General features: G+C 40.4%; 12 protein-coding genes and 1 CRISPR repeat array. Of the genes, 2 read left to right on the forward strand and 10 right to left on the reverse strand.

Annotated elements, in window-relative coordinates; genetic code table 11:
• Nucleotides 1–275: 275 nt before the first annotated feature.
• Together nhaC and WMO13_RS05845 are read right to left on the reverse strand one after the other, a co-directional pair.
• Nucleotides 276–1,733: a Na+/H+ antiporter NhaC gene (gene nhaC, locus WMO13_RS05840; protein ID WP_051396152.1), complete on the reverse strand. Its 1,458-nt coding sequence runs from the start codon at nucleotides 1,731–1,733 to the stop codon at nucleotides 276–278.
• A gap of 541 nt (nucleotides 1,734–2,274) precedes the next feature.
• Nucleotides 2,275–2,463, reverse strand: a complete 189-nt coding sequence (locus tag WMO13_RS05845; protein ID WP_156923255.1) for a hypothetical protein — start codon at nucleotides 2,461–2,463, stop codon at nucleotides 2,275–2,277.
• A gap of 428 nt (nucleotides 2,464–2,891) precedes the next feature.
• Nucleotides 2,892–3,220: a CRISPR direct-repeat array (repeat unit 29 nt; unit sequence TTTCTAAGCTGCCTATGCGGCAGTGAACT).
• Nucleotides 3,221–4,155: 935 nt separating this feature from the next.
• On the opposite strand from WMO13_RS05845, the gene WMO13_RS05850 reads away from it, so the two are divergent.
• The gene (locus WMO13_RS05850; protein ID WP_026878626.1) at nucleotides 4,156–5,391 is read left to right on the forward strand and encodes an amino acid permease; all 1,236 of its coding nucleotides are present in this window, start codon (nucleotides 4,156–4,158) and stop codon (nucleotides 5,389–5,391) included.
• A gap of 171 nt (nucleotides 5,392–5,562) precedes the next feature.
• Here the strand turns inward: WMO13_RS05850 and WMO13_RS05855 are convergent, their stop codons facing one another.
• From WMO13_RS05855 to pssA, 8 genes are all read right to left on the reverse strand, one after another.
• On the reverse strand, nucleotides 5,563–6,027 hold the full coding sequence (locus tag WMO13_RS05855) for a glycine zipper 2TM domain-containing protein (protein WP_026878627.1): 465 nt from the start codon (nucleotides 6,025–6,027) through the stop codon (nucleotides 5,563–5,565).
• Between the two features lie 146 nt (nucleotides 6,028–6,173).
• Complete coding sequence (locus WMO13_RS05860; RefSeq protein ID WP_051396153.1) at nucleotides 6,174–7,184, reverse strand: DNA ligase; 1,011 nt, start codon at nucleotides 7,182–7,184, stop codon at nucleotides 6,174–6,176.
• Between the two features lie 165 nt (nucleotides 7,185–7,349).
• Entirely contained in the window at nucleotides 7,350–8,861 is a 1,512-nt protein-coding gene (locus WMO13_RS05865) for a peptide MFS transporter (RefSeq protein ID WP_034855495.1), read from the reverse strand.
• 396 nt (nucleotides 8,862–9,257) lie between these two features.
• Nucleotides 9,258–10,988, reverse strand: a complete 1,731-nt coding sequence (gene recJ / locus WMO13_RS05870) for a single-stranded-DNA-specific exonuclease RecJ (protein ID WP_034855476.1) — start codon at nucleotides 10,986–10,988, stop codon at nucleotides 9,258–9,260.
• A 107-nt stretch (nucleotides 10,989–11,095) separates the two neighbouring features.
• Nucleotides 11,096–11,323, reverse strand: a complete 228-nt coding sequence (locus WMO13_RS05875; RefSeq protein WP_026878629.1) for a sulfurtransferase TusA family protein — start codon at nucleotides 11,321–11,323, stop codon at nucleotides 11,096–11,098.
• A gap of 201 nt (nucleotides 11,324–11,524) precedes the next feature.
• Nucleotides 11,525–11,995, reverse strand: coding sequence for a ribosomal protein S18-alanine N-acetyltransferase (gene rimI / locus WMO13_RS05880; protein WP_026878630.1), 471 nt, complete (start codon nucleotides 11,993–11,995; stop codon nucleotides 11,525–11,527).
• 74 nt (nucleotides 11,996–12,069) lie between these two features.
• Nucleotides 12,070–13,155, reverse strand: coding sequence for a uracil-DNA glycosylase (locus WMO13_RS05885; protein ID WP_026878631.1), 1,086 nt, complete (start codon nucleotides 13,153–13,155; stop codon nucleotides 12,070–12,072).
• A gap of 142 nt (nucleotides 13,156–13,297) precedes the next feature.
• Nucleotides 13,298–14,278: a CDP-diacylglycerol--serine O-phosphatidyltransferase gene (pssA, locus tag WMO13_RS05890; protein ID WP_051396154.1), complete on the reverse strand. Its 981-nt coding sequence runs from the start codon at nucleotides 14,276–14,278 to the stop codon at nucleotides 13,298–13,300.
• A 276-nt stretch (nucleotides 14,279–14,554) separates the two neighbouring features.
• Here pssA and folA point away from each other — a divergent pair, with 276 nt between their 5' ends.
• Nucleotides 14,555–15,061 (forward strand): type 3 dihydrofolate reductase, encoded by a 507-nt coding sequence (gene folA / locus WMO13_RS05895; protein WP_026878632.1) that lies wholly within the window; start codon nucleotides 14,555–14,557, stop codon nucleotides 15,059–15,061.
• Nucleotides 15,062–15,315: the final 254 nt, after the last annotated feature.

Genomic DNA, 15,315 nt, shown 5'->3' on the forward strand with positions numbered 1-15,315 from the left:
ATCTCTCGGCAATCATCTCTATCTTTTGGCATTAAGGAATCACCCTACTTGCCGGCGCAAGATTGTGGCAATCGCACGATCGTTCCCTCCCGGCGATGAGATGAATCTTCTAGTCATTGCAAATTCAATCTGATTCCCGGCGGGAAAGAATACTTGCAAATCCAGACAAACCTCGCGCCCGCAAATAAAAAACTCAAAGTCTTTAACTTTTAGACAACAAAAAGCACCTCAGCATGAAGTGCTCTATTTGCTTAATCTGAATAATAGAGATTATTTTAGATTCGTTTCGCCATTCTAAAACGTCGAACTTTTTTCGGTGCTTCCCCATCTTCATAATACTCAATGGTAAAACCACTCACCGCATAGATAATTGCAATCACAGGGCTTAATAGACATAAAAAGGTATAAGGAAGATAACTAAAGGTCGCAACCCCTAACGTTGTTGCCATAAAGGCACCACAAGTATTCCAAGGAATCAGTGGCGAGGTCATTGTGCCGGCATCTTCTAACGTCCGAGAGAGCACTTTGCCCTTAATACCCCGTTTGCGATACTCTTCGGCATACATTCTGCCCGGAATAATAATCGACATATATTGATCACACCCAACAATATTGCCGGTAATACAAGTCACCACCGTTGTGATAATAAGACTTCTCGTTGTTTTCGCTAATTTAACAATACTAAATACAATTGTTTGGAATATGCCGGTAAACTCTAAAATACCGCCGAAACACATCGCAATAATCACAAGTGATACAGTGGCAAAGACAGAGACAATTCCGCCATTATTCAAAAGCTCATTCAAGGTTTCATTCGCCACTTGAATCGAGTAACCATCATAAAGTGCTGTTAAAACCATACTTGGCTCTGCACCCTGTACAAAAATCGCACAAAGAACGCCGAGAATAGAGCCCATCATTAAGCCCGGGAATGCCGGAATACGGAAGATCATTACAATAATGATCGATGCCGGTACCAATAATAGCCAAGGACTGATGACAAAAATATCTTTAAGATCTTGCTGTAACGTAAAGTTCGTTGCGGCAGTGTTACTGAAATCCGCCGAGATCGTAAACCCTAAAATGGTAAAAAGAATTAGAGAGATTACCAATGCCGGAATCGTGGTATAGAGCATATAACGAATATGCTCAAAGAGATCTACGCCGACAATCCCCGGCGCAAGGTTCGTTGATTCAGAGAGCGGTGAGATTTTATCACCAAAATATGCACCAGAAATCACAGCGCCCGCCACCATTTCAGCAGGAATTCCAAGGCCGAAGCCGATTCCCATAATAGCAATCCCAATAGTTCCCGCCGCGGTCCAAGCATTACCCGAAGCAATGGAAATAATACAACAGATCGCACAAGCGGCCACTAAGAAGTATTCAGGTGCTAAAAGATTGAGTCCATAATAGATCAAGGTTGGTACAATACCGCCGGCAATCCACGAAGCAATAATCGTGCCGATCACGATTAGAATGACGATCGCTTGCAGTGCTAAACGCACCGCATCTAACATCCCGGTTTCAATCGCTTTCCATTTAAAACCTAGGCGCATCGCGACTAAAATCGCCACACAAACACTCAGTAATAGGGGAATATGAGGGCTTACCCCCCAAAAGAATATGCCAATAACTAAGGCAAACATCATAAAAACAATGGGAATTAATGCCTCGATTAAAGTAGGCATTCTAGTAGGTACAGCTTCAACAGGGGATACTTCAATAGTCATATGATTATTTTCCTCACAAAGTCGAAAAAAGAGGAGAAAATTCTATCTATCCATCCCTTCAATAAAAGCTCAGCCTAAGGCAGATGATGAAAAGCTCAATAAGCTCAAGGATCCATCAACTAAAAAAATTAATAGGAATCAACTTGTTAGGAAAAAGTGAATAGATAGCCCGTGACGTTAATCTTGCAAGAAATCCCTAAAGAGAAATCTAACCAAGGCGGTGATGAATGGTGAAATGGTCTACTTACGCAAGAAGAAAAAATATACCGAAAACTCAAAATGTGCTGTAAGTTAATATGAAGAATAGGACTTTTATCCCACCGCAAACGTTTCGCAAGTCTATCACAAAAACTACAAATGTATAGCCTTTATCTGCCTAAAAATAATACGATACAAGGGGATACCTTTAAATCTATCCCCTTTGATCTAACAGAGTCGACAACATATTTCATTGTTGCTTGATGTCATTAACCCCCACTAATACCGAATATATCGGTATTCATAACTGTATAGATAAAGCAAGCCTTCTGCCTAGATGTCATTACGATTTTTCTAAACTGCGAATAACTACGGTGCTATCGCTATTAGACGCTGAACTGATACTCCCGGCGAGATGTTCAGTTAATGTAAGAGGCAAACCACCTCGGCGAACCGGAGCCCACTTTGGCCGACTGCCGGCACGAAAGTTATCTTGTACACCAGCTTCCATCATTCCGGCAATCTGTCTCATCAGTGGTTGGCGCTGAGTACATCGCTCAGCTAATTGATCTCACTGATTTTGTAACTCTTTAGAATCAATGATGAATTGAATATCAATCATATTGTCACCTTCTTAGATATTCGTTATTATAAAGATGGACCTTAGAAGAAACACGGTGAATCTCCCTGCCGTAGGCCTTGTCACAAGACATGATCCATGTGTAGATGAGTGGGAGCTCTACCTTCTAAGGTTTTTTATCGTCTATCGTTTTTAAATGAGTCTATCTCTCTAGTTCTTTTTGAACTTCCCGATCTCTTGTAAAGAACACCGTATCTAAATAGAGCTCATTTTTATTCGTGAGTTTTACGATGCCTCATAACCATTTATTGTCATGTCTTTTGATCAAGATCTTTTTGTTCTGATTCTTCAAAATATGATCTAGTTTACGTCATAGTAAGTTTCTAAGCTGCCTATGCGGCAGTGAACTTATGTTGGTCAGTCCACTTGCGTTTGGAGAATTTCTAAGCTGCCTATGCGGCAGTGAACTTTTGACAATATTAAAGAGATACAAGAAAGGGTTTCTAAGCTGCCTATGCGGCAGTGAACTCAGTTTCTATATCTGTAGTAATTCTTGTACTTTTCTAAGCTGCCTATGCGGCAGTGAACTTTTAAAAGATCTACCTAGAACAACACAAATATTTCTAAGCTGCCTATGCGGCAGTGAACTGTTGCAAAGGTGGCAATCGCTCATTATTGTTTTTCTAAGCTGCCTATGCGGCAGTGAACAATAGATTAAAATCCAAAAAGAAAGGAAAAATCTAGTTCAAGGATCATTTTACCCTAAAATACCAATGATTTTTCCTTTTTTTATAACCTATTGAATTATATTCAAATTTTTAAAGAGCAAAAAATAATGGTTAAAACTCGGGAACAATTCTCCCAGCAGATAAACCATAAGTTGTAAAGCGTGTTTGATGAATATCTTATCTCATTACTGATAACTTCCTTTTTTAATAAAGCGCTTATGTAACTCTCTCCTTTTTAATATTAACTAAAAGTAATATCATCTTCCCCCTTATTTAATTCCATTTAAAAATAGAGGATTTTTAAGGCATAGATAAAAATAGCCCGTCATCATCAAATAACTCAATATGGCCCTTCGCTACTATAATCCTACAACCATTTTATGGGGTTCATTTGTGCATCATTTATGGTTTTACACAGATAATTCGATAGTAATTTCTCTCTTTATGGTTCGAGTAAATTATTCAATATAAACATTTCCTATAGGATTTCCAAGCTAAGTTAAATGAAGGTAGATAAGAATCATAGTAAATGTACTGTATAAACTTTTAAATCCTTTGTTGAACTTTCATTGATCTGTCTTCTGTTTTATTGATTGCAGCCCATTTTGAACGTGCTACTATTTACGATAGTTTGCTTCTTTATTGGAAAAGCAAGCAATATTAGTCCCATAAAACATTCTGTTTACTGATTGATTCTTATGCGAATATCTTATTTTTCTTGAGAATCTATTATAGTAAATCAACTATGATCGACCTATTTAGATCAGAAAAGACTTTTAGATAATGAAAGACAAATTCAAATACAATAGATCTCGATAGATCAGCATAGACCGATACATCTCTCATTAAAGAGTAGCAGTAATTAAAAAGACCCTCGCTATTGAATAGTAGCGCAATAAACAGTAGAAGAAAGATTATGATAAAAGTAGATAAATCCCCCACCGTCCTTGGTGGTGCTATGATTGCCGCCGGCACAATGATCGGTGCAGGTATGCTCAGTTTACCGATTGCCTCAGCAGGTATGTGGTATGGTTGGACAGTGCTCATTATGATTATGACTGTCTTTTTTATGTATGTGACTGCCGAACAGATCCTCGAAGTCAATCTCAACTATAATCCCGGCGCAAGCTTCGATACCTTAGTCAAAGATAATCTCGGTAATGTTTGGCGCTTAATTAATGGCTTTTCTGTCGCCTTTGTACTCTATATTCTGCTTTATGCTTATGTAGTTGGTTCTGGATCAGTGATTAGCGATACCCTAATGAATAACTTCAATATTCCGCTTCCTCGCTACCAATCATCCTTTATCTTTGCCCTACTCTTTACCGCGATTGTTTGGTGGAGTACCAAAGCGGTGGATCGCCTTTCAACTATCTTAATGATCGGGATGTTTATCACGCTTTTTGCGGCGGTCACAGGATTATTAGGGCAGATAGAGATCCCTTATCTGTTAGAACCTACCGGCGAAAGTAAATTTGCACTCTATGCATTTGCAAGCCTTCCTTTCTTCCTTACTTCATTCTGCTTTCACGCAAGTGTTCCAAGCTTTGTGAAATATTATGGAATTGAGGGTAGCAAAATTCGCAAAGCGATTCTTTGGGGAATGATTATTACCTTCGTATTCTATCTCTGTTGGATGACGGCCATTATGGGAAGCATCGATCGTGCTAGTTTCTTAACAGTGGGCAGTGATGAAGTTGCTTGGCTATTGAATCAAGTCAATGCCTCTGAATTTGCAGATCTCTCTCTTCGCTTCTTTGCCTTTTTCGCAGTTGTAACCTCATTCTTAGGTGCAGGATTAGGATTATTTGACTATATTGCCGATCTTTTCAAAATCGATGATACGCCGAAAGGTCGCTTAATTACCGCCTTAATCACATTCCTTCCCCCAACTATTTTGGGGATGATCTTCCCAAATGGTTTTGTCTTAGCCATCGGTTTTGCCGGCCTTTTTGCGGCAATCTGGTCTGTGATTGTCCCGGCCGCAATGGTCATCAGCTATCGTAAACGCAATCCGAATACGCCTCTAAAATTCCAAGCTTTTGGTGGAAAAGTAATGCCTTATATCATTATCATTTATGGTTTGGTCGCAATTGTTTCTCATCTATTAGTGGAAGTCTTCCAAATTGGAACACTTAACTTCTTCAAATAGTAAGATCAATATAAAATAAGCATTATTGAAATGTAACAAAACCCTTTTAGTTCAACTAAAAGGGTCTCTTTTTATAATCGATAGAATCGATCTTGAACGATCATCCAATCATTTAAATGATTGAGCGACTATGCCAGAATCAATGATGATCGAATCAATGATTCGAGCGCATTAAAGCGGTGATACGTTAATATTACGACCACTGCCTGTCATACGAACACGTTGACCCGGAGAGAAAATCACATTGGCATCTTGTTTTTGAACCACAGCAATGGTTTGACCACTGTCTGTTTTGATATCTAACTGTACACCATTGACTTTACTCGCTTCTTGACCAATTTTATCACCAGCAAGACCACCGGCAATCGCACCTACAGCTGTTGTAATATTACGTCCACGTCCGCCACCAAAAGCATTACCGACAACGCCACCTAATACAGCACCCGAAATCGTGCCTAATGGCGATGAATCATCTGCTTGGATCGTTACAGGACGGACTCCTACTACCGTACCATACGAGACTGCTTGTACCGTTTTTGCTTGATTGCCGGTATATACATCGCCTGAATAGAGGCTTGAGTTAGTACAACCTGCTAATGTCAAGAGCGCAAGGCTCACCACTGCTAATTTTTTCATATTGAAATCCTTTTATCAGATTATTGTTACAATAAATCCTGATTATTATAGCAACAACCCTCTCACAATGCATTAATGAACAGTAGGTTGATCCATTCATTAGTAAGCAGATTTATATCATAGAAAGCTAAATCAGGCTATAGATCCTAGCTGTTCTCAGTCATTAATCCATCAATACCCTCTTTTGCCCAATAACCATCGCAATTCTCCTCTACGTGAACCGTTTTAAAACGAGGGAAACGGGGAATGCCATTTTTCGTAAAATCATTATGGCGATAGATAATTGCCTGCCCTATTTCAGGTGGATCTTTTCGCATCAGATCCGTTAATCCTGAACCTACTTTAAAGTAACGCTTTTCGCCATCAATGATGGTTTCTACCCGTAATGAACCCACCATTCCCTGATATTTCCCTTTCCCCGGAGAGTAACCCCGAACCAACGCACAACCTTCATCAATGACTTTGAGTTTAATCAATGCATTCGTGCGATTATACGGTTGGTAATAAGCATCTTGATGATGCAACATTAACCCTTCGCCACCGGTTTTTGCTATGGCCTGTAGATGGGTCTCAAGCGCTTCCTTTGAACTGAATTTCTCTTGTGGAATCATTTTCAGATGAGGATTTTGAGGTTGTAGGGAGGCAATATGTGCTTTCATCACTGATACCCGCTCTTTAAAGGTGCCTTTCTCCGCCGGCATATCAAAGATCTGATAAGTGACTGACTGCCATAAAGGATCTGCCACATCTTCACGCGCAATTAATCCTGACAGCGTTTCAAAAGTCTCTCTTCCAAGCCAAATTTCCCCATCTAAAGGTTTGTCTCCTAAATTCTGGGTAAACCACTCAGGTACAGTAATCGGATATCCTTGCCTTGAAAGCATCTCTTTCCCCGTCCAATAACCTCTAACGCCATCGAGCTTTTCACTGACATAGTAAGATTCTATCGGTAGTGTCGACCATTTAGCATCATTCAATGCAACGCCGTGTTGTAGTGGCATTAAAGTATCTGAAAATGCCGACAATATGCCGATAATCGATAATATTACGCTATAGATTAGCGCCACTAATAACCGTCTAAATTCCACAGTTATTGCTGAAAAATGTGGTGCTCTGTTCCCTAATAATTCAAATTTTTTAATTTTATCTCTGATCATCGCTTTCCCCTCTCACGACTATGATGCGCTTCTAAACTTCAGTTATCTAAAGCTTAGGTCAAGAGGGAACTTTGTGGGAATTGACCATAAAAAACGCCCGACCCAAAGATCGAGCGCTTAATAAGGTATTATCTTTGAAAATCTATAATAATAGCCTATTCAATTCTAAACATTTTTCACATAACGGCGAACGACTAAATTAATGAAGAGCAGTAAAACACCAACAACGGCTAACGCAATAATGATCGTCATAAAGATGTTAGGTAAATCGCCAATAGTTTCTGCTTGCACATTCCCCCCGACTTTTGAGGCTACTAGATTTCCCAGGGAAACAGAGGCGAACCATAATCCCATAATCTGCCCACGAATCATTTTGGGGGCAATTTTCGTCATAATCGAGAGTCCGACAGGACTTAAGCAGAGCTCACCAAAGGTTAAAAAGAGCATACAAGCAACCATCCACATTGGGGATGCTAATCTAGAACCCTCACCTACAACGATATTACTTGCAAGATAGAGGCAGATAAAAGCAACCGCCGCAAAGAAGAGCCCAAATGCAAACTTCGTCATACTACTTGGTTCAATATTACGTTTACTCATCGCCATCCAAAGTGCAGCAAAAAGCGGTGCGAAGATAATAATAAAGATTGAGTTAATCGATTGGAACCAAGCCGTTGGAATTTGAAAACCCCAAACGGTACGATCTGTATAGCTATCTACAAAGAGATTCATTGAGGTGGGTTGCTGTTCAAAGGCTGACCAGAAGAATGCGGCTGCCACAAAGAGAATCAAACAGATAATCAATTGAAAACGCTCTTGCTTATTGAGTTTCGCAAAGAAAAAGAGTCCTAAGAAATAAGCCCCTACCGTAATCGCAATAATAATTGTCGTATAGTTCACTACAGCAACCGGTGAGAAGGGAATAACGCCGACACTAATCAAGATAAAGAGCACTGCAATAAGCGCAATTGAGCCTAATCCAATTCGTTTAGTCAATGGCGAAATTGTGCTCGGTGTTTGCCACGTGGGTTCAATCCCCTCAATCTTCGCAAAGCGACGCATATCTGGCATCGCCTTTAAGCGGAAGATCAGTAAGGCAATTAACATCCCAATACCGCCCACTGCAAAGCCGGCATGCCAGCCATAAGATTCATTCAAAATCCCGCCAATAATCGGCGAAATAAAAGCGCCTAAATTAATTCCCATATAGAAGATTGAGAAACCACTATCTCGACGTGGATCTCCCTCTTTATAGAGCATTCCGACTATGACGGAAATACAGGTTTTAAAGAGTCCTGAGCCGATGACGATAAAGATCAGACCAAGATAAAAAAAGTGCACCGATAACCAAGCGGATAGTGCAATAGAGAGATGACCGAGTGCGATAATTAAGGAACCATACCAAACGCTTCGCTCCTGCCCCAACCAATTATCAGCAACCCAGCCACCGGGAAGCGCTGCAAGATAGATTGCACCACCAAAAATTCCGACAATCGCAGAAGCGGTAACCGCATCAATGCCTAAACCATTTTGATTCACCGTCGCCACCATAAAGAGAATCAGTAGCGGTCGAATACCATAGAATGAGAAGCGCTCCCACATCTCGGTGAAAAAGAGCGAACTTAATGGTCGCGGATGGCCAAAAAAGGCCTTATCTTCAGTTGTTATTTTATTCATCATATTTGCCCTAACATTCACTCAAGTAATCTCTTATCCATTTTCTGTATATCGATTACTTGAGCTACATTCTCCTTTAAAAACAGATATCAGACAGATTATCACGATCTTAAATGAGATAACGTACGATTATGCGCAAATATTAACCATATTTATCTATTTGATAAGATTTACATCAAATGTCTAACGAGTTCTATGACTATTCAGCTTTGCTATTAAATTTGTTATTCAGATTTATAGTAACAACGGTTCAAAATAAGCTTATTTCAATGCCGGCGCATCGGCTGTAATCAGTAAGGAAGCTATTCTATCCGGCATCTTGCAAGTGCTGTTTAAAATCAGTTTTCTTAAACCCAATTTACTATATATGACATTCATAAAAAGAATCAGCAACAATTATACAGCTTCAAAATAATCGATTAACAACTGCAATTTACGCTCTCCGCGCCATTCATTAATATCTAACTTAAAGGCGCAGTGAATTTCTGTCACATTATCAACAATCTGATGTGCTTGAAAGAAAGCAAGCGCCTCAAAGAGCGTGTGAGTGCCGGGTTTTCGTAAGGTAAACTTCAGATGCAGATCTTTTAAAATACGGTAATCCACCACTTCAAAACGATCATCAAATAGTGGCTCAGGAAATTGTTGCCCCCAAGGATAAGCAAGCTTCATCTCATCCACCAGATCTAATCGATACTCTTCTAGCGCAAGTGCTCCATCTGTATAGATCTTTTGACTTAAGATCTCATCGGCGGATTCTAAAGCCTCTAAAGATTTCGCCATCTCAACATTAATAGCTTCGGTAAATTGTGGCAGATACTCCTCATAAATCGAGAGCCCGGCTGCCATTGCATGCCCACCAAAGGTATTGATAATACCGGGATTATCACGTGCAACATTACTAATCACATCCCGAAGATGAATGCCCTGAATCGAGCGACCAGAGCCTTTGAGCAGCCCTTCATTATCATAAGCAAAGATAAAGGTGGGGCGGTAATATTGCTCTTTGATTCGAGAAGCGACAATACCAGTAATCCCTTGATGCCATAACTCGTTATAAAGGCAGATTGCGAGCGGCACTTCATCCCGTTTTAACTGCACTTTTTCAAGGGCATCATTCGCTTCCGCGCGCATCCCCCGCTCGATCATTTTCCGCTCTTCATTGAGCGCATAGAGCTGCTGTGCAATCGCAAAAGCTTCTTCATATTGATCGGTCAATAGCAGCTCTATTCCCACTTGCATATCATCTAAGCGACCTGCGGCATTGAGTAAGGGGGCAATACTAAATCCAATGTCGCTCGTCGAAAGCTTCTCTCGATTACGCTGTGACACTTCAATTAAGGCCGCAATGCCGGGAATCATCATTCCTTGCCGCATTCGCAGTAAACCCTGTTGCGCCATCCTGCGATTATTGCCATCTAATGGCACCAAATCGGCAACAGTACCAAGCGCCACAATATCAAGATAGCGCCCAAGATTTGGAATGGTTCCTTGTGCTTGCCCTTTGAAGTACCCCACCTCAATCAGTTTGGCCCGTACACTTAACAGTAGATAAAAGATAACGCCAACGCCGGCTAGTGCTTTACTTGGAAACTGATCACCCGGCAAATTCGGATTCACAATCGCATTGGCATTCGGCAATGTTTCTGGCGGTAAATGATGATCTGTGACGACAACATCAATTCCATTTTCACGAGCTAAGGCGACACCATCAATGTTAGAGATTCCATTATCCACTGTAATGAGTAGATCGGGGGGATTGATGAGGATCTTTTGTACTAGAGAGCGAGAAAGTCCATAACCATCGAGAATACGATGCGGAACGATATACCGGATATTATAAACACCAAAATCCCGTAAAATACGCATTGCAAGGGCGATACTTGTGGCACCATCGACATCATAATCCCCCACAATAAGGATATCTTTCTCCGTTAAAATGGCCTCTACCACTAATTGTGTTGCTGGTTCAATATTACTTAGCGAATGATAAGGATAGAGCCCTTTCAGCGAAAGATCTAATTCTGAATCCTCTGTAATCGCACGATTCGCTAGCACGCGCTGTAGCAGTGTCGAATGCTCGGGACGTTGATAAGAGTGATGCGCCGTTCTACGGATAATTTTCATAAAATAAACAGTATAGGTTGTAAGCAGTATCAGTTATTGTATTGCCAAGAGATTATTAGTTTTACATCGATAAAAATAGTGAGATAGAAAGGAATAAACAGTACTATCTAAGCTTTCTCAATTAGAAACGTAAAGACACCATCAGCCTCGAAACATTCGAGTAAATGATCCCCGGTACGCGCCAAATACGCTTTAAAATCGATTTCTGAATGAGGATCTGTCGCCAATACTCGTAATTGATCCCCTTTGACCATATTCTTCATTGCCTGTTTCGTTTTTAGAATCGGCATCGGACAATTGAGTCCTTTTAAATCTAGTTCTATCATTATTTCAATCCTAATATGACTCACATCGTGAAGTAAGATAAGCGAATCAATCCGTTAAAAATCTACCTTCACGCCAAAAATGACGCTTGGCAATCTCTACGATTCGTTGTTGATCTGTTATTGATGTGCCATTGATACAGTATTATAAAAGTAGTCTATTATAGCGATTTTCGGGGATGATTTCAGAGTCTCCTGAAACCTATGTCAAATCTACTTAAAATCAAAAGCAGTTGCTAAGGTATAGGCCATCACAATAGCATCTTCCCGGCCATTAATTAGGCAAGGATAATATCCTTTACGCAAACCGATCTGATTGAAGCCTCGCTTTTCATACAGCGCTCTTGCCGGCGTATTCCCTGCTCTTACTTCCAAAAAAATCGTCGCTAATTGATGTGTTTCCCCCAATGCAAGCACTGAATCGAGCAACACATGCCCAAGCCCTTTACCTTGATACTTAGGATCAACGGTAATATGCAGTAGATGCCCCTCATCTAAAATGATCGAAACAAAGGTATAACCGATTAAAACACCATCATAGAGTAGTTTTTGACGAATCACCTTTTGATGAAAGACATCTTCCATCTGCGCTCGATTCCAAGGAACCGGATATGCGCGCGCCTCAATCTCTAAAATGGCGTCTAAATCCGCTAATGTTGCCGGCACAATCTCAATCTTTGCCATACTACTCTATGCCCCTTTATCCCTAATCTGCTCGTCGCTTATTATTATCTATTTCCGATATCCACTGCTATTGATCAATCCGATAAAGATCGTCGTAGCAATTTAACATCTTTCCAAAAGTTTGCTTTTAATCTTGCATTATGCGCATAGACTTTCGGCGAATGAGAGATGATCGCCGGGAACTGTCGCCCGGCCATATTCACCTGATGAATCTCTCCTCGAAGCTGATCAAAAGGCAACTCTTGCCCTAACAGAAACTTCACCGATGTCCGCCCTAATATAAAGAGGAAATCAGGATTTAAACCGATTATTTCCTGTTGCAAAATCGGTACGCAGGCTTGCCACTCTTGTGCCGTCACATCTCGCAGCTCCGGCGGACGACATTTAATAAAAGGGGTAATATAGAGCGATTCCGGTGGTAATCCCACCGCCGACAATGCCTTAAAGAAGAATGATTCATCTTGCCGATCAAGCACAACGCCTTGATACATCTCCTCTTTGAGAGGGATATCGGTAATGACCATTACTTTTGCATTTTGATTCTGTCTTGGAAGCGTGGCTTTTTGCCGGCTTTGCGAGAATTCACAAGCGGTACATTGTCGAATCGATTGTAGAAAATCAGATGTAAAGATTGAAGTCGCTTTATTACTACTAAATGGCTTAGATTCAAATGGTTTAGCTTCGAATGACTTAGTATCAGATGACTTGCCCTGAAATGACGTGGCCTCGAATGGCTCGGCTTTAAAAGCTTTCGCCGATTGATGATTCTGTGGAATATTGTGTACGTTTGATTCTAATATTCTTGTCGTGGTGCCTTGATCGTTAGTTTCCACTTCATTGATCACTTGCCGGCGAGGTTGGCCTTTTTCCCCATCAATAATGGACGATAGCTGATCACTAAAAAATCCTTGCTTCCGCTGACTTGTTGCGGTTTCAGCACTATTCATTACATGATTGGAGGAATGATCAGCTTGCGGTGGAATGGGCGTACTCTGATCCGCAATCGCCGAGTGTTCCCTAACCGATGTGACACTGACAGATGCGCTAACAGATTGCCCTGCTTGCGCTTTTTGATATTCTCGAATACGAGGCAAATCCTCCTGTTTACACCAAGCTTGTATGCCTAAGAGTTTTAGGTAAGTGGCCTGCCTTGTATCCATTCCCATATCCTTTCATTGATCTCTTTCATTGATCTCACTACTGAGCCTCAATATTATATTTAAAGGGATAAAATAACAAATCGGTAATTCTATTTTATCAACAGAATTACCGATCTTCCGAGTCTGAGTGATTCAGGCTACTTTATTTATCTTGTGAAGTTGTCTCTGAGTGTGAGGCTATCTCTTCTTGAGTTGAACGCTCATCAGTAGCGGTCAACTCCACCGCGGTTTCTTTAATCTCAGCACTATCAGTAGCTGTAGCCGATTTTGCTGTTCGATGAGCTCTTCTAGTTGCTCGATCTTTAACGCGACTCTGTAATTCTCGGCGTTTACGGAAACGCATTACAGCATAGATAGGCCCTGAAAGACCGTACGCCAATAGAATTAAGAAGATTGCTTGGCCGGGGAAACGCACAATACACACCGCTAAAATTCCTAATAGGATCACAAGCAGTACCCAATAAAAGAAAGGCACCGGATTTTGGAAACGAATATCTTTAAAGCTGAAGAATTTAATATTCGTTACCATCATCAAACCACTATAGAGCGTCAATACTAGCGCAATATAATCTTTCCAAGGTGAATCAAGGCCGATATTCTCACCAAACCAAACGAACCCCACCACAATCGCGGCGGCTGTTGGGCTTGGCATACCGACAAAGAAACGTTTATCCACTTTGCCAATTTGGACATTAAAGCGTGCTAATCGAAGCGCAGCACAAGCTAAATAGATATAAGCCACCACCCAAGATAAGCCCCCAATCATATTAAAATGGCTCTCTTTAAGCGCCCAAAGATAGATAATCAGCGCCGGTGCAATCCCAAAAGAGATAAGATCTGAGAGTGAATCATACTGCTCTCCAAAAGCGCTCGCACTATTGGTCATACGTGCAACACGACCATCTAAACCATCAAAGATCATGGCAATAAAGACTAAAATAGCGGCTTTAGTAAAGCTTTGTGGCATATCCGCACCACCATAAGCACCATAGTAAGCATCTAATGCCATTAAGATCGCAGAAAATCCACAGAGCATCGACGCTGTAGTAATGAGATTCGGTAAGGCATAAATCGCATTATTTTTTCTTTGTACCGGTTTGTTGGAATCTTTTTGATTACTCATTGTTTATCCATCATATTCATAAAAGTAGGAGGTCATTATAACACTCTCCCCTATTTTATTAAGGGAGAAGTTTTAATGATCCATAATCTGATATCCTTTTTACACTCAACCTTTCATCTAATATTATCACGAGTCCTAGGCTGATAGATTCAGTTTAAAGTCAATCAACTCACTCGCGACATAGAACATTCCGCTATGTATTCATGATAAACTATTCTCAAAGTAAACAATTAATTTATAATCTTCAGCTCTTTACAATCTAAATTGAATTCAAATATGTCAAAACCTATTATCTCTCTCATCCTTGCTATGGCCGATAACGGCACTATTGGCAATAACAATAGCCTTCCATGGCATCTCCCTAAAGATTTGCAGTTTTTTAAACAGAGTACGCTCGGAAAGCCCATTATTATGGGTCGCAAAACTTACGAATCGATTGGAAAGCCACTACCGGGTAGAGAGAACTTAGTAGTTTCAAGAACGGTCACTGAGATTGCCGGTTGTCATACCTTTACCTCATTAGAAACAGCTATTGAGTATGCTGAAGAGATTTTAGATGCAAAAGAGATCATGATTATGGGGGGGGCAAAACTCTATCAAAGCGCACTCCCCTTAATGAATCGCCTCTATCTCACCCATGTTCACGCTGACATTGAGGGTGATACTCAAATGCCACCGTTTGATTTTACCGGCGCTACTGAGATTTTTAAGGAAGCACATCATAAAGATGAGAGAAATCAATATGATTATACCTTTGAAATTTGGGATTTCCCGGCTAAATAGATTATTTGAATCGCGTACTATAGCGCGGTCGTTAATATTGTTCGCGCTGAATATTTCAAGCAATAACTTATGATTACTTGAAATATCCATTCTTTAGCACTATATAATGGCAATAATGTTGTTTATATTATTGTGTAATTTAATTGCTTAATCTAGTTGCTTAATCTAGTTGCTTAATCTGATTTAACTTTAATCGTAATTCAGCTTAGTGTAGTTCAATCTGATTGAGCATCATTAAAATATGAGGATCTCTT

Origin of the sequence: Ignatzschineria larvae DSM 13226, assembly GCF_038500265.1 — a bacterium.
Taxonomy (GTDB): domain Bacteria; phylum Pseudomonadota; class Gammaproteobacteria; order Cardiobacteriales; family Wohlfahrtiimonadaceae; genus Ignatzschineria; species Ignatzschineria larvae.

What these genes read in the sequence shown, in the direction of transcription:
- nhaC (WP_051396152.1), bottom strand. Translation starts at nt 1,733, where the DNA reads ATGACTATTGAAGTATCCCCTGTTGAAGCTGTACCTACTAGAATGCCT.
- WMO13_RS05845 (WP_156923255.1), bottom strand. Translation starts at nt 2,463, where the DNA reads ATGAGACAGATTGCCGGAATGATGGAAGCTGGTGTACAAGATAACTTT.
- WMO13_RS05850 (WP_026878626.1), top strand. Translation starts at nt 4,156, where the DNA reads ATGATAAAAGTAGATAAATCCCCCACCGTCCTTGGTGGTGCTATGATT.
- WMO13_RS05855 (WP_026878627.1), bottom strand. Translation starts at nt 6,027, where the DNA reads ATGAAAAAATTAGCAGTGGTGAGCCTTGCGCTCTTGACATTAGCAGGT.
- WMO13_RS05860 (WP_051396153.1), bottom strand. Translation starts at nt 7,184, where the DNA reads ATGATCAGAGATAAAATTAAAAAATTTGAATTATTAGGGAACAGAGCA.
- WMO13_RS05865 (WP_034855495.1), bottom strand. Translation starts at nt 8,861, where the DNA reads ATGAATAAAATAACAACTGAAGATAAGGCCTTTTTTGGCCATCCGCGA.
- recJ (WP_034855476.1), bottom strand. Translation starts at nt 10,988, where the DNA reads ATGAAAATTATCCGTAGAACGGCGCATCACTCTTATCAACGTCCCGAG.
- rimI (WP_026878630.1), bottom strand. Translation starts at nt 11,995, where the DNA reads ATGGCAAAGATTGAGATTGTGCCGGCAACATTAGCGGATTTAGACGCC.
- WMO13_RS05885 (WP_026878631.1), bottom strand. Translation starts at nt 13,155, where the DNA reads ATGGATACAAGGCAGGCCACTTACCTAAAACTCTTAGGCATACAAGCT.
- pssA (WP_051396154.1), bottom strand. Translation starts at nt 14,278, where the DNA reads ATGAGTAATCAAAAAGATTCCAACAAACCGGTACAAAGAAAAAATAAT.
- folA (WP_026878632.1), top strand. Translation starts at nt 14,555, where the DNA reads ATGTCAAAACCTATTATCTCTCTCATCCTTGCTATGGCCGATAACGGC.